Source organism: Actinoplanes couchii, from assembly GCF_016862075.1.
Taxonomy (GTDB): Bacteria; Actinomycetota; Actinomycetes; order Mycobacteriales; family Micromonosporaceae; genus Actinoplanes; species Actinoplanes couchii.
The window spans coordinates 44,203-60,410 of sequence record NZ_BOMG01000064.1 but is presented as its reverse complement, the minus strand read 5'-3'; the positions used below and the strand labels follow the sequence as shown (position 1 = coordinate 60,410).

Annotated in this window: 2 protein-coding genes (both only partly in view); both read left to right on the top strand. The window is 74.5% G+C overall.

What is annotated here, in order from left to right:
• On the top strand, window positions 1–13,122 hold the end of the coding sequence (locus Aco03nite_RS26110; RefSeq protein ID WP_203798818.1) for a type I polyketide synthase. It extends 13,824 nt beyond the left edge of the window; only the last 13,122 of its 26,946 coding nucleotides appear in the window; the start codon falls outside the window, past its left edge; its stop codon occupies window positions 13,120–13,122.
• On the top strand, window positions 13,119–16,208 hold the beginning of the coding sequence (locus Aco03nite_RS26105; protein ID WP_203798814.1) for a type I polyketide synthase. The gene runs 17,133 nt beyond the window's last position; the window shows 3,090 of its 20,223 coding nt (coding positions 1–3,090); the start codon lies at window positions 13,119–13,121; its stop codon lies beyond the right edge, outside the window. Before Aco03nite_RS26110 ends, Aco03nite_RS26105 begins: the two co-directional genes overlap by 4 nt.

Here is a 16,208-nt window from a genome sequence, read left to right as displayed (position 1 = left end):
ACCGCCGTCGAGCTGCGCAACCGGCTCGCCGCCCGGACCGGTCTGTCGCTGCCGAGCACGCTGGTCTTCGACTACCCGGACCCGCGCGCCCTCGTCGACTTCCTGCGCGGCGAACTGGCCGGCGGCCCGGTCGAGGTGGCCGTCGCGACCGGCGCGGCCGGCACCGACGAGCCGATCGCGATCATCGCCATGGGCTGCCGCTACCCGGGCGGCATCGAGTCCCCGGACCAGCTCTGGGATCTGGTGCTGTCCGGCGGCGACGCGATCACCGAATTCCCCACCGACCGGGGCTGGGACGCCGACGGCCTGTACGACCCGGACCCGGACCGCTCCGGCAAGACCTACTCGGTGCGCGGCGGCTTCCTGACCGACGCGGCCGACTTCGACGCCGGCTTCTTCGGCATCTCGCCGCGTGAGGCCCTGTCCATGGACCCGCAGCAGCGCCTGCTGCTGGAGACCAGCTGGGAGACCCTGGAACGCGCCGGGATCGACCCGGCCACCCTGCGCGGCAGCCGGACCGGCACCTTCATCGGCGCCAGCTACCAGGACTACAGCGCGGGCACCGCGGTCCAGGACGGCGCCGAGGGCCACCTGGTCACCGGCACCATCTCCAGCGTCCTGTCCGGGCGGGTGGCCTACAACTACGGCTTCGAGGGCCCGGCCGTCACCCTGGACACCGCCTGCTCGTCCTCGCTGGTGGCGCTGCACCTGGCCTGCCAGTCGCTGCGCAACGGCGAGAGCGACCTGGCGTTGGCCGGTGGCGTCAGCGTGATGGCCACCCCGAACGCGTTCGTCGGGTTCAGCCGGCAGCGCGCGATGGCCGTCGACGGGCGCTGCAAGGCGTACGCCGAGGCCGCCGACGGCATGAGCCTGGCCGAGGGTGTCGGCCTGGTGCTCGTCGAGCGCCTCTCCGACGCACAGGCCAACGGCCACCACATCCTTGCCGTCGTACGCGGTTCCGCGGTCAACTCCGACGGTGCGTCCAACGGCCTGACCGCCCCGAACGGCCCCTCCCAGCAGCGCGTCATCCGGCAGGCCCTGGCCAACGCCGGGGTGGCCGCCGACGAGGTGGACGTGGTCGACGGCCACGGCACCGGCACCAAGCTCGGCGACCCGATCGAGGCGCAGGCGCTGCTGGCCACCTACGGCCGTAAGCGCACCCGCCCGCTGCTGCTCGGCTCGGTGAAGTCGAACATCGGCCACACCCAGATGGCCTCCGGCGTGGCCAGCGTGATCAAGATGGTGCTCGCGCTGCAGAACGGCGTCGTTCCGGCCACCCTGTACGTGGACGCACCGTCCACCCACGTGGACTGGGTGCCGGGCGCGATCGAGCTGGTCACCGACACCACCGAGTGGCCGGAGGCGGACCGTCCGCGCCGGGCCGCGGTCTCCTCGTTCGGGCTGTCCGGCACCAACGTGCACACCGTCCTGGAACAGGCGCCGGCCGTCGAGCCGGTCGAGCCCGGTGCGGGCCAGAACGGCCCGATCGTGCTGTCCGGGCGTACCGAGGCGGCGTTGCGGGCCCAGGCCGGCCGGATCCGGACCTTCCTGCAGGACCGTCCCGAGATGCCGCTGCCCGACCTGGCCGCCGCGCTCGCCGTCTCCCGGGCCGGCCTGCGGCACCGGGCCGCGGTGGTCAGCGACGACCGCGACGAGGTGCTCCGCGCCCTGGACGCGCTGCGCGCCGGCACCCAGGACCCGGCAGCGGTCACCGACGCCCCGGCCCGTGGCGGCCTGGCGTTCCTGTTCACCGGCCAGGGCAGCCAGCGCCCCCGGATGGGGCACGCCCTCTACCGGCGGTTCCCGGTGTACGCCCAGGCCCTCGACGAGGTGCTCGCCCACTTCGACCAGATCCTGGACCGCCCGCTCGGCGAGCTGCTGACCGCCGAACCGGGCAGCGCCGACGCGGCCCTGCTCGACGACACCCGGTGGACCCAGCCGGCCCTGTTCGCCGTCGAGCTGGCCCTGTTCCGCCTCGTCGAGTCCTGGGGCCCGTCCCCGGACCGGGTGGTCGGCCACTCGATCGGCGAGTACGCCGCCGCCGTGGCCGCCGGGGTGCTGTCCGTCGAGGACGCCTGCACCCTGGTCGCGGCCCGTGGCCGGCTGATGTCCGAGCTGCCCGGCGGCGGCGTGATGATCGCCGTCGAGGCGACCGAGGACGAGGTGCTGCCGCTGCTCACCGACGGCGTCGAGATCGCCGCCGTCAACGGGCCGCGCTCGCTGGTGCTGGCCGGCGACGACGCCGCGGTCACCGTGGTCGCCGCCGCGTTCACCCGGACCAGGCGCCTCACCGTCAGCCACGCGTTCCACTCCGCGCACATGGACCCGATGCTGACGGCGTTCGCCGAGGTGGCCCGGACGGTCACCTACCGGGCGCCGATCATCCCGCTGGTCTCCACGGTCACCGGCGAACCGGTCGCGGCCGAGCGCCTGGCCTCGCCCGAGTACTGGGTGGACCAGGTCCGCGCCACCGTCCGGTACGCCGACGCGGTGGCCTGGCTGGCCGCCAACGGCATCGGCACCGCGCTGGAGATCGGCCCGGACGCCACCCTCAGCAGCGCCGCCGGCGACGTCCTGACCGCGGTGCCCACCCTGCGCCGCGACCGCGACGAGGTGGCCGCCCTGTTCACCGCCCTGGCCCGGGTGCACGCCCGCGGCACCGACGTGAACTGGGCCGGCGTCTTCCCGGCCGCCACCGCCCGGGTCGAGCTGCCCACCTACCCGTTCCAGCGGCAGCGGTTCTGGCCCGAGCCGGCCGACCTGGCCGGCACCGTGGACGCCGAGTTCTGGGCCGCCGTGGAGAACGGCGAACTGCCCCTGGACGAGACCGCCCGCCAGACCCTGACCTCGTGGCGGCGGCGCCGGGCCGAGGCGTCCACCCTGGACGGGCTGCGCTACCGGATCGTCTGGCAGCCGGTCACCGGCACCGAGACCCGGACCGGCCCGTGGCTGGCCCTGGTCGCCCCCGGGGACACCGGTGAGGTGGTCGAGGCGCTCGGCGCCACCGCCGTCACGGTGCCGGGCCCGGACCGGGCCGCCATCACCGCACTGCTCGCCGGGATCGACGGCGTCGAAGGGGTCGTGTCGCTGCTCGGCGACGCGGTCACCACGGCCGCCGCGGTGCAGGCCCTCGGTGACGCCGGGATCACCGCACCGCTCTGGGTGATCACCCGTGGGGCGGTCGCGGTCGGCTCGGCCGACCCGGTGCCGGACCCCGAGCAGGCCGCGATCCAGGGCCTGGCCCGGGTCGTCGCCCTGGAGCACCCGGACCGCTGGGGTGGCCTGATCGACCTGGACCCGGCTGCCGTGTCCCGGCTCAGCTTCGCCGGTGGTGAACTCGCCGTCCGTACCTCCGGGGTGTTCGCCCGTCGCCTGGTGCACGCACCGGCCGGCGGCGCGGCACCGGCCCGCCCGCTCGACCTGACCGGCACCACGGTGATCACCGGCGGCACCGGCGGCATCGGCGCCCACGTGGCCCGCCGCCTCGCCGCCCGCGGCGCCGAACACCTGCTGCTGCTCAGCCGCCGGGGCCTCGCCGCGCCCGGCGCGCCGGAGCTGGCCGCCGAGTTGGGCGACCGCGCCACCATTCTGGCCTGCGACGTCGCCGACCGGGACGCCCTCGCCGCCGCCCTTGCCGGGCTGCGGGTGGTGAACGTCTTCCACACCGCCGGGATCGTCGACGACGGTGTCGTGGACGCGCTCACCCCGCAACGGTTCGCGGCGGTCCGCCGGACCAAGGTGGACGCCGCCCGCAACCTGCACGAACTGGTCCCGGACGCCTCCGCGTTCGTGCTGTTCGCGTCCACCGCCGGTGTGCTCGGCGCGGCCGGGCAGGGCAACTACGCGGCCGCCAACGCCTGGCTCGACGCCTTCGCCGCCCAAAGGCACGCCGACGGACGTCCGGCGACCTCGGTCGCGTGGGGCCCGTGGGCCGAGGCCGGGATGGCCGCCGACCGGGCCGGGATCGAGGAACGGGTCCGGCGGGGCGGCTTCACGCCGATGACGCCGGAACTGGCGATCGGGGCCCTGGAACAGGCGGTCGAGCGCGGCGACGTCGCGGTCACCGTCGCCGACGTGAACTGGCAGCGGTACGCGCAGATCTTCGCCGGCCCGCTGCTCGCCGACCTGCCCGAGGTACGCCGCGCGGCCACCGCCGCACCGGCGGGCAGCGCCGGCCTGCGTGACCAGCTCGCCGGGCTGACCGGCACGGCACCCTCCCGGTTCATGCTGGACCTGGTACGGGCCAACGCGGCAGCCGTGCTCGGCCACGCGGACCGCAGCGGGGTCGGCGCCGACCAGGCGTTCAGCGACCTCGGCTTCGACTCGCTCACCATCGTCGAGCTGCGCAACAGCCTGGCCTCGGCGACCGGGCTCACCCTGCCCGCGACCCTGGTCTTCGACTACCCGACCCCGGTGGACCTGGCCGAGCACCTGCTCGCCGAGTTGACCGGCGCCGTCGCCGACACCGGCGGACCCGCGGTGGCCGCCACCGACGTCACCGACGACCCGATCGTCATCGTCGGCATGGGCCTCAGGTTCCCCGGCGGCATCCGCACCCCGGACGACATGTGGCGGATGCTCACCGACGGTGCCGACGTCATCTCCGGCTTCCCCGCCGACCGTGGCTGGGACCTCGAAGAACTGGCGCGCGGTGGGTCGGCCACCCTGATGGGCGGCTTCCTGGACGGCGTCGGCGAGTTCGACGCCCCGTTCTTCGGCGTCTCACCGCGTGAGGCGATGGCCATGGACCCGCAGCAGCGGCTGCTGCTGGAGACCACCTGGGAGGCCCTGGAACGGGCCGGCATCGACCCGTCCGGGCTGCGCGGCTCGGCCACCGGCGTCTTCGTCGGCACCAACGGCCAGGACTACCTGAACGTGCTGCGCCGCGGCACCGCCGACGTCCGCGGCCACGCCGCCACCGGCAACACCGCGAGCGTGCTGTCCGGCCGGCTCTCCTACACGCTCGGCCTGGAGGGCCCGGCGGTCACCGTCGACACCGCCTGCTCCTCGTCGCTTGTCGCGCTGCACCTCGCGGTCGGCGCGCTGCGCGGCGGCGAATGCACCCTGGCCCTGGCGGGCGGCGCGTCGGTGATGTCCAGCCCGGACGCCTTCGTCGAGTTCAGCGCCCAGGGCGGCCTCGCCCCCGACGGCCGCTGCAAGGCGTTCGCCGACGGCGCGGACGGCACCGCCTGGTCCGAGGGCGCCGGCGTCCTCGTCCTGGAACGCCGCTCGGACGCCGTCCGGGCCGGCCACGAGATCCTCGGCGTGGTCCGCGGCACCGCCGTCAACCAGGACGGCGCCTCCAACGGCCTGACCGCCCCGAACGGCCGCGCCCAGCAGCGTGTCATCCGGGCCGCCCTGGCCGCCGCCCGGCTCACCCCCGGCGAGGTCGACGCGGTCGAGGCGCACGGCACCGGCACCACCCTCGGCGACCCGATCGAGGCCGGGGCGCTCGTCGCGGCGTACGGCCGGGACCGGCAGGCCCCGCTGATGCTCGGCGCGGTCAAGTCGAACCTCGGGCACACCCAGGCCGCGGCAGGCGTGGCGGGCATCATCAAGATGGTCCTGGCGATGCGGCACGGCCACATGCCCGGAACGCTGCACGTGGACACCGCGTCCACCCGGGTCGACTGGTCGTCCGGTGCACTGGACCTGGTCGAGCAGGCCCGGGAATGGCCGGCGAACGGGCACCCGCGCCGGGCCGGCGTCTCCGCGTTCGGTGTCAGCGGCACCAACGCCCACGTGATCCTGGAGCAGGGCGGCTCAGCCGTGCCTGCGCCCGCGCCCACCACCGTGACTGTGCCGGCGACGGTGCCTTGGTTGGTTTCGGCCCGCGCCGACGCGGCCCTGGACGCCCAGATCGACCGGATCCGCGACGCCGCCCGGGACCGGGACCTGTCCCCGGTCGACGTCGGCCGTACGCTGCTGGACCGCGCCACGTTCGCGCGGCGGGCCGTGCTCATCGGCGACACGGTGATCCGCGGTACGGCCGCCGACACCAGCGTCGGTGTGGTCTTCTCCGGTCAGGGCTCGCAGCGTGCGGGCATGGGCCTGGAGCTGGCCGAGCGATTCCCGGTGTTCCGGGAGGTGTTCGACGCGTGCCGGTCCCGGCTGGAGATCGACTGGGAAGACCTGGACGCCACCGGCAACGCGCAGCCGGCGATCTTCGCGGTCGAGGTGGCGCTGTACCGGCTGCTGGAGTCGTTCGGCGTACGGCCGGAGGTGGTCGCCGGGCATTCGATCGGTGAGATCGCCGCCGCGCACGTGGCCGGTGTGTTCTCCCTGGCAGATGCGCTGACCCTGGTCACCGCCCGGGGCCGGCTCATGCAGCAGCTGCCGGACGGCGGCGTGATGGTGGCCGTCGAGGCCTCCGAGGACGAGGTGCGCGCCCTGCTCGTCGACGGCGTGTCGATCGCCGCGGTCAACGGCCCGACGGCGGTGGTCCTGTCCGGGCCGAAGAAGAAGGTGGAGAGTGTCCGCCGCAAGATCACCGGCCGGACCACCACGCTGCGCGTGTCGCACGCGTTCCACTCGGCGCTGATGGACCCGATGCTGGACGAGTTCGCCGCGGTGGTCCGCACGCTCACGCTGAACCCGCCCACCCTGCCGCTGGTCTCCGGCGTCACCGGGCGGGTCGAGACCGAGCTGTTCACCGACCCGGACTACTGGGTGCGGCACGTCCGTGAGACGGTGCGGTTCGCCGACACCGTGGACACCGTCCGGAGCCTCGGCGCGGACACCCTCGTCGAGGCCGGACCGGACTCGGTGCTGGCCGGTCTGTTCGACGGCATCCCGACGCTGCGCCGGGACCGGGACGACGAGACCGCGTTCGTCACCACCCTGGCCCGGCTGCACGTGGCCGGCACGCACGTCGACTGGCCGGTGCTGTTCGCCGGCACCGGCGCGCGCCGCACCGACCTGCCCACCTACGCCTTCCAGCGTCAGTCCTACTGGCCGGACCCGGCGCCGCAGCCCGGTCCCGCTCCGGACGCCGCGTTCTGGTCGGCGGTGGAGGCCGGTGACCTGAACGCGCTGACCGCCTGGCGCGACCGCAACGACCAGCGCGCCTGGCGTTACCGGATCCTGTGGCGCCCGATCACCCCGGCCGTCCCGGCGACCGGCCGCCGCCTGGTCCTGGTCCCGACCGGCGACGACCCGTGGGTGACCGCCGTGGCCGCCGCGCTCGGCGGCGACGTCACCACCGCCGAGTCGTTCCTGGCCGGCGGCTCGCTTCCGGCCGGTGACTACGACCAGGTCGTCTCGGTGCTGGCCGGATGGCCGCAGGAGCTGGCCGCGGGGCTGGAGGCGGCCGGTGTCACCGCGCCGCTGTGGTGTGTCACCCGTGGTGGTGTCACCGTCGGCCGCTCCGACACCCCGCCGGACCCGGCACAGGCCGCGGTCTGGGGTGTCGGCCGGGTCACCGCCCTGGACCGCCCGGACACCTTCGGCGGCATGATCGACCTGCCCGGGACCCTGGACGAGCGCACGCTCGGCCGGCTGGTCATCGGCGGCGACGAGGACCAGATCGCGGTCCGAGCCTCCGGCGTCTACGCCCGCCGCCTGGTCCGCGACACCGTTGACGGGCCGGCCTGGCAGCCGTCCGGAACGATCGCGATCACCGGCGGTGACAGCGCCTTCGCGGGGCCGCTCACCGAATGGCTGACGGCTCACGGCGCGGAGAAGGTCGTGCCGCACGGCGCCAGCGCCGACGTGCCGGACGCCATCGTGGTGATCGCCGACGGTGACGCGACCGGTGACGACCCCGCTGTCGTCCTGCCCGCCCTGGCGGCGCAGCTCGACGCGGTGGTGGACGCGGCCCCGACCGTTGTGCTGTTCGCGTCGATCGCGGGTGTCTGGGGCATCGCCGGTCAGTACGGCCCGGCCGCCGCCAGCGCCTACGTGGACGCCGTCGCCGCACGCCACGACAACACGATCGCCGTCTCCTGGGGCGCGTGGTCCGGCGCCACCCCGGACGCCCTGGCCGCGCACCTGCGCGCCAACGGCCTCCCGGCGATGGACCCGGGCACCGCGCTCGGCACCCTGGCCCGTTCGGCGGGCGAGTCGGTGACGGTGGCCGACGTGGCCTGGGACCGGTTCGCGCCCGCCTTCACCCGGACCCGGCGGGCACCACTGTTCGCCGAGTTGCCCGAGGCCAGGGCCGCCGTCCCCGCCGTACCGAAAACCGGCCCGAAGGTTGTCGCACGGCCGGAGGCCGGGCAGTTGCTCGCGCTGGTCCGGGCCGAGGCGGCGGTCGTGCTCGGTTACCCGGACGGCGACGCGGTGCCGGTCAACCAGGCGTTCCGTGATCTCGGGTTCGACTCGCTGACCGCTGTCGACCTGCGTAACCGGCTGGCCGACGCGACCGGGCTGACCCTGCCCGCGACGCTCGTCTTCGACTACCCGACCGCGGAGTCGCTGGCCCGTTTCCTGGGTGACGAACTCTCCGGCGGCAGCGAGGTGGTGGCCACCGTGGCGCCGGCGAGTGTGGCCGGTGACCCGATCGTCATCGTCGGCATGGCCTGCCGCTACCCCGGCGGGGTGCGCAGCCCGGAGGACCTGTGGCGGCTGATGGCCGACGAGGTCGACGCGATCGGCGAGTTCCCGGCCGACCGTGGCTGGGACCTGGACCGGCTGGCGCACGGTGACGCCGACGGCCGCGGCCGCAGTGTCACGAACAACGGCGGTTTCCTGTACGACGTGGCCGACTTCGACCCGGCGTTCTTCGGGATCAGCCCGCGTGAAGCGATCGTGCTCGACCCGCAGCAGCGGATCCTCCTGGAAGCCTCGTGGGAGGCCCTGGAGCGGGCCGGGATCGACCCGGCCGGGCTGCGCGGCGGGGACACCGGTGTCTTCGTCGGTGGTGGCAGCGGCGACTACCGGCCCGACCTGGGCCAGCTCGGCCACATCGAGACGGCCCAGTCGGCGAGCCTGCTGTCCGGGCGGGTCTCGTACACCCTGGGCCTGGAGGGTCCGTCCGTCACCGTCGACACCGCCTGCTCGTCGTCGCTGGTCGCGCTGCACCTGGCCGCCCAGGCACTGCGGGCGGGGGAGTGCTCGATCGCCCTGGCCGGCGGCGTCACGGTGATGTCCAGCCCGGTCGGTTTTGTCGAGTTCGGTGAGATGGGCGCTCTCGCGGCGGACGGCCGCTGCCGGGCGTTCTCCGACTCGGCGGGCGGCACCGGCTGGTCCGAGGGTGTCGGCATGCTCGTCGTCGAGCGGCTGTCCGACGCCCGGGCCCGCGGTCACGAGGTCCTGGCGGTGCTGCGCGGGTCGGCGGTCAACCAGGACGGCGCGTCCAACGGCATCACCGCCCCGAACGGGCCGTCGCAGCAGCGCGTCATCCGGCGCGCCCTGGCCAACGCCGGCCTGACGGTCGCCGAGGTGGACGCGGTCGAGGCGCACGGCACCGGCACGTCGCTCGGTGACCCGATCGAGGCGCAGGCGCTGCTCGCCACGTACGGCCGGGACCGGGAGACCCCGCTGCTGCTGGGCGCCCTCAAGTCCAACATCGGCCACACCCAGGCGGCGTCGGGCGTCGCCGGGGTGATCAAGATGATCCTGGCGATGCGCAACGGCAGCCTGCCCGGCACGCTGCACCTGGACCGCCCGTCCTCGCACGTGGACTGGTCCGCCGGAGCGGTCACGCTGCTCACCGGGCAGACCCCGTGGCCGGCCGTGGACCGGCCCCGGCGCGCGGGTGTCTCGGCCTTCGGGGCCAGCGGCACCAACGCGCACGTCATCCTGGAGCAGCCGGCCGCCGAGCCGGCCCGGATCGGGGACCTCACCCCGTCGGTGGTCGCGGTGCCGATCTCCGCGCCCGGTCTGGACGCCGTCGCCGACCAGGCCCGCCGGTTGCTCGGCACCGGGCTGCCGGTGGCGGATCTGGCCCGGGCCCTCACCGCCCGGACCCAGTTCGAGCATCGTGCCGCGATCCTCGCCGCCAACCCCGGTGAGCTGCGGGACGGGCTCGACGCGCTGATCACCGGCGCCCCGTCGGCGCGGGTGCTGCGCGGCACGGCCCGGACCGGGCGCACCGCGTTGCTGTTCACCGGGCAGGGCGCGCAGCGGGCCGGCGCCGGACGGGACCTGTACCAGCGGTTCCCGGTGTTCGCCGCGGCCCTGGACGAGGTCCTGGCCCGGTTCGACGCGGTGCTGGACCGGCCGCTGCGGGATCTGCTGTTCGCCGAACCGGGCAGCGACGACGCGGCTCTGCTGGACCGGACCGAGTACACCCAGCCGGCCCTGTTCGCGATCGAGGTGGCGCTGTACCGCCTGGTCGAGTCGCTCGGGGTACGCCCGGACTACGTGGCCGGGCACTCCATCGGTGAGATCGCCGCCGCGCACGTAGCCGGTGTCCTGACCCTGGACGACGCGGTCACGCTGGTCGCGGCCCGGGCTCGGCTGATGGGGGCGCTGCCGTCCGGCGGTGCGATGGCGGCCGTGGAGGCCACCGAGGACGAGGTCACCGCCCGGCTCACCGACGGTGTCTCGATTGCCGCGATCAACGGCCCGCGCGCTGTCGTGCTGGCCGGTGACAGCGGCGCGGTGGAGGCTCTGACAGCCGGATTCTCGGCCGACGGGCGCAAGACTAGGCGTTTGCGGGTCAGCCATGCATTTCACTCGGCTCATATGGACGCCATGCTCGACGAGTTCGGCCGGGTCGCCGCCACCCTGTCGTACGCCGCACCCGCGGTTCCGCTCGTCTCCGACGTGACAGGCGACGTGGCCGAGGCCGCGCTCGTCACCGACCCCGGTTACTGGGTCCGGCACGTGCGGGCCACGGTCCGGTTCGCCGACAGTGTCGAGTCACTGGTCCGAGAAGGTGTCACCACGTTCCTGGAGATCGGCCCGGACGGTGTGCTCAGCGCGCTGACCCGGGAGATCGCCCCGGCGGCGGTCACCGTGCCGGTGCTGCGCAAGGACCGCGCCGACGAGGCCGCCCTGGTGCACGCCCTGGCGCAACTGCACGTCACCGGGACCACCCCGGACTGGGCGGCCTTCTACGCCGGCACCGGCGCCCGCCGGGTCGACGCCCCGACGTACGCGTTCCAGCGCCAGCGGTTCTGGCCCGAGCCGCGCCCGAAGGTCAAGACCATCGACGCGGCCGACAGCGAGTTCTGGTCGGTGGTGCAGAACGAGGACTTCGACACCCTCACCGGCACCCTGGGTGTGGACGGCGACGCGCTCGCCAAGGTGCTGCCCGCCCTGTCCGACTGGCGGCGCCGCCGCGGCGTCCAGGCCACGGTGGACGGCTGGCGTCAGCAGATCGCCTGGCGCCCGCTGAACCGCTCGGCCACCGGAACCCCGGCCGGCACCTGGATCGTCGTCGTCCCGGCCGGCACCGGCTCCGACGAGTGGGTGACCCGCGTGGTCGCCGCTCTCGGCGCCGGCGCCACCTACCTGGAGATCGCCGACACGGAGCGGTCCGCGGTGACCGGCCGGCTGCGCGAGCACATCGCCGGCCGCGAGGTGACCGGGGTGCTGTCGCTGCTGGCCCTGTCCGAGGACCTGATCGGGGACGTCCCGGCCGGTGTCCTGCTCACCACCGCGCTGATCCAGGCGCTCGGTGACGCCGGGGTGCACGCCCCGCTGTGGTGTGCCACCCGGTCCGCGGTCGCGGTCAGCCCCGGCGAGCCGGTTCCCGGCGCGCTGCAGGCCGCCGTGCACGGCCTGGGCCGGGTCGCCGCGCTGGAGTACCCGCAGCGCTGGGGCGGCCTGATCGACCTGCCCGGCACGCTCGACGGCGGCGCCGCCGCCCGGCTGGCCGCGGTGCTGGCCGACCCGCAGGGCGAGGACCAGCTGGCGGTCCGGTCCGCCACGATCTTCGGCCGCCGTCTGGCGGCGGTGCCGGAACGACCGGTCCGGGAGTGGACGCCGGCCGGCACCGTCCTGATCACCGGCGGCACCGGCGCGCTCGGCGCCCGGGTCGCCCGGGACCTGGCCGGCCGGGGCGCGAACGTGGTCCTGGTCAGCCGCCGGGGCCCGGACGCGCCGGGTGCGGATGACCTGCCCGGACGGGTGGTCGCCTGCGACATCGCCGACCGGGACGCCCTGGCCGCGGTGCTGGACGGCATCGACGACCTGACCGCGGTGGTGCATGCGGCGGGTGTCCTGGACGACGGTGTCCTGGACGGGCTCACCGCGGCGCAGTTCGCGACCGTGTTCCGGTCCAAGGTCACCTCGGCGCTGCTGCTCGACGAACTCACCGCGGATCGTGACCTGACGGCGTTCGTGCTGTTCTCGTCGGCGTCCGCCGCGGTCGGCAACCCCGGCCAGGCGAACTACGCGGCCGCCAACGCGGTGCTGGACGCGATCGCCGAACGGCGCCGCGCCCGGGGCCTGGCCGCCACCTCGGTCGCCTGGGGCGCCTGGGGCGGCGGCGGGATGGCCGACGACGGGAGGGCCGCCGTGGCGGCCCGCCGCACCGGCATCAAGCCGCTCGACCCGGAGCTGGCGGTCACCGCTCTGCGCCAGGTCGTGCTGGCCCCGGAGCCGGTCGCCCTGGTCGCCGACGTCGACGCGCAGCCGTTCATCAGGGCCTTCACCTCGGCCCGGCCGACCCGGCTGCTGATCGAACTGCCGGACTACGACAGTGTCGTGGCCGCCGCCGCACCGGCGGCGGTAGCCCGGGACCTGCGGGCCGAGCTGGCCGCGCTGCCCGCCGAGCAGCGGGCCGCGGAGGTGGTCGGGATGGTCCGCCGTCTCGCCGCGGAGACCCTCGGGCTGTCCGACCTCAGCACGGTCGGTGACGAGAAGGCGTTCCGGGACCTCGGTTTCGACTCGCTCAGCGCCGTCGAGCTGCGCAACCAGCTCAACGGGGCGACCGGGCTGGACCTGCCGTCCACGCTCGTCTTCGACCACCCGACCCCGGCCGCCCTGGCCGACCACATCCTCGGGTCGTTCTTCGACCCGGCGGAGACCACCGACGACGAAACCGCACTGCGGTCGGTACTCGCCAGTGTCTCGCTGGACCAGCTCCGCGAGATCGGCGTACTCGAACCGCTGCTGAAACTGGCCGGCCGGAGCACCGACGGTTCCGCGTCCCTCGACGACGACTCGATCGACGCGATGGACCTCGACAGTCTGGTCCAGGCCGCACTCAAGGAGCAGGGGGACTCATGACCTCGTCCAGCGATCGGGTGGTCGAAGCGCTGCGCGCATCGGTCAAGGAGACCGAGCGGCTGCGCCGGCACAATTCCGAACTCGTCGCCCAGCGGTCGGAGCCGATCGCGATCGTGGGCATGAGCTGCCGCTACCCCGGTGGGGTGCGTAACCCGGACGACCTGTGGCGGCTGCTCATCGACGGCGGCGACGCGATCGGTGGTTTCCCCACCGATCGCGGCTGGGACCTGGCGGCGCTCGCCGAGGCGGGTGTGGACGCGCGCGGCATGAAGGTCAGCCAGGAGGGCGGCTTCCTGGACGACGTCGGCGGGTTCGACGCCGACTTCTTCGGGATCTCGCCGCGCGAGGCCGTCACCATGGACCCGCAGCAGCGCCTGCTGCTGGAGACCAGCTGGGAGGCGTTCGAGTCGGCGGGCATCGACCCGGCGTCGCTGCGCCGCACCCCGACCGGCGTCTACCTGGGCACCAACGGGCAGGACTACGCGTACCTGCTGGTCCGGGACCTCGGTGACGCGACCGGGGACATCGGCACCGGTATCGCGGCGAGCGCGGTCTCCGGCCGGATCTCGTACACGATGGGCCTGGAGGGGCCGGCGGTCACCGTCGACACCGCCTGCTCGTCGTCGCTGGTCGCGCTGCACCTGGCGGCGCACGCGCTGCGCAACGGCGAGTGCACCCTGGCCCTGGTCGGCGGCGTGAACGTGATGTCCACCCCGGGCTCGCTGATGGAGTTCAGCCGGCAGGGCGGGCTGGCCTCGGACGGGCGCTGCAAGGCCTACGCCGACGGCGCGGACGGCACCGGGTGGGCCGAGGGTGTGGGCCTGCTGGTCCTGGAGAAGCTCTCCGACGCACAACGCAACAACCGGGAGATCCTTGCTGTCGTACGCGGGAGCGCGGTCAACCAGGACGGCGCCTCGAACGGCTTCACCGCCCCCAACGGGCCCTCGCAGCAGCGGGTCATCCAGCGGGCGCTGCGCAGCGCCGGCCTCCAGCCGTCCGAGGTGGACGTGGTGGAGGGGCACGGTACCGGCACCCCGCTCGGTGACCCGATCGAGGCCGGCGCGCTGCTCGCCACGTACGGCAAAGATCGTGAAGTGCCGTTGCTGCTCGGCTCGATCAAGTCCAACATCGGTCACACCCAGGCGGCCGCGGGTGTCGCCGGCGTGATCAAGATGGTCCTGGCGATGCGCCACGGCGTCCTCCCGGCGACCCTGCACGCGCAGCGGCCGTCGTCGCAGGTGAACTGGGAGTCCGGCGCGGTACGGCTGGCCTCGGAGGCGACCCCGCTGCCGGTGTCCGAGCGCCCGTGGCGGGCCGGTGTCTCCTCGTTCGGCATCTCCGGCACCAACGCGCACGTCATCGTGGAGCAGGTCCCGGACGGGACCGCCGAGCAGACCGTCGCGGCGATCGTCCCGCTACCGGTCTCGGCGCGCAGCCAGGCAGCCCTGGACCAGCAGATCGCGGCGGTACGTGCCGTCGACGGTTACCAGGTCGACGTGGGTTTCGCCCTGTCCCGGCGCAGTGCGATGCCGTACCGGGCCGCGCTGATCGGCGACACCGTGGTCCACGGGGAGGCGGCTGCCCGTACCCTCGGCCTGGTCTTCTCCGGGCAGGGTTCGCAGCGCGCCGGTATGGGACGGCAGTTGGCCGCCCGGTTCCCGGTGTTCCGGGACGCGTTCGACGAGTGCCGTTCCCGGCTGGCGATCGACTGGGACGACCTGGACGCCACCGGCAACGCCCAGCCGGCCATCTTCGCCGTCGAGGTCGCCCTCTACCGGCTGCTGGAGTCGTGGGGCGTACGTCCGGCCGTGCTCGCCGGGCACTCGATCGGTGAGATCGCGGCCGCGCACGTGGCCGGGGTGTTCTCCCTGGACGACGCGTGCACCCTGATCTCCGCCCGCGCCCGGCTGATGCAGGCGCTGCCCACCGGCGGCGCGATGATCGCGGTGCAGGCCACCCCCGACCAGATCCCGGCCGGTGTTGACATCGCCGCGATCAACGGCCCGGACTCGGTGGTCATCTCCGGCCCCGCCGAGCAGGTCGAAGCGGTCGCCGCCGGGTTCGAGCGGACCAAGCGTCTCACCGTGAGCCACGCGTTCCACTCGGCGCTGATGGACCCGATGCTCTCCTCGTTCGCCCAGGCCATCGCCGGGATCACCTTCCACGCCCCGGTTGTCCCGCTGGTCTCCGCCGTCACCGGGCGGATCGAGACCGACCTGTTCACCGACCCGCGGTACTGGGTGCGGCACGTCCGCGAGACCGTCCGGTTCGCCGACGCCGTCACCGCGATGGGCGTCGACACGATCCTGGAAGCCGGCCCGGACTCGGTGCTGGCCGGCCTGATCGACGGCATCCCCACGCTGCGCCGCGACCGTGACGAGCAGACCGCCCTGGCCGTCGCCGCCGGTCGCCTCTGGACCGCCGGTGTGCCGATCGACCTGGACCCCTGGTTCACCGGTGGGCACCGGATCCCGCTGCCCACCTACCCGTTCCAGCACGAGACGTACTGGCCGAAACTCGTTCCCGGGACCGGTGACGCGGCCGCTTTCGGTCTCGACCGGGCCGGGCACCCGCTGCTCGGCGCGGCCACCACGGTCGCCGGCTCCGGTGAGCTGATCCTGACCGGCCGCCTCGACGCCCGCCTGCAGCCGTGGCTCGTCGACCACGTCGTCGACGGCGTGGTGACCCTGCCGGCCGGCGCCGTCCTCGACATGGTCCTGCGCGCCGCCGACCAGCTCGGCCACACCACCGTCGACCTGCGCGTCGACGCGCCGGTGGAACTTCCGGAGAGCGGCAGCGTCGCGATCCAGCTCTGGGTCGGCGGCCCCGGCGAGGACGCCGGCCGCGAGGTGCGGTTCCACACCCGGCACGGCGACGGTGAATGGATCCGGCACGCCACCGGCCGGATGGACCCGGCCGCGGCCACCGGCGCCGAGCCGTTCGACGCCACCGCCTGGCCACCGGCCCGGGCCACCGTCACCGACCTGGACGGCCTCTACGACGACCTGGCCGACGCCGGGCTCGGCTACGGGCCGGCGTTCCACGGCGTCCGTGCCGCGTGGCGGCGCGGGACCGAGATCTTCGCC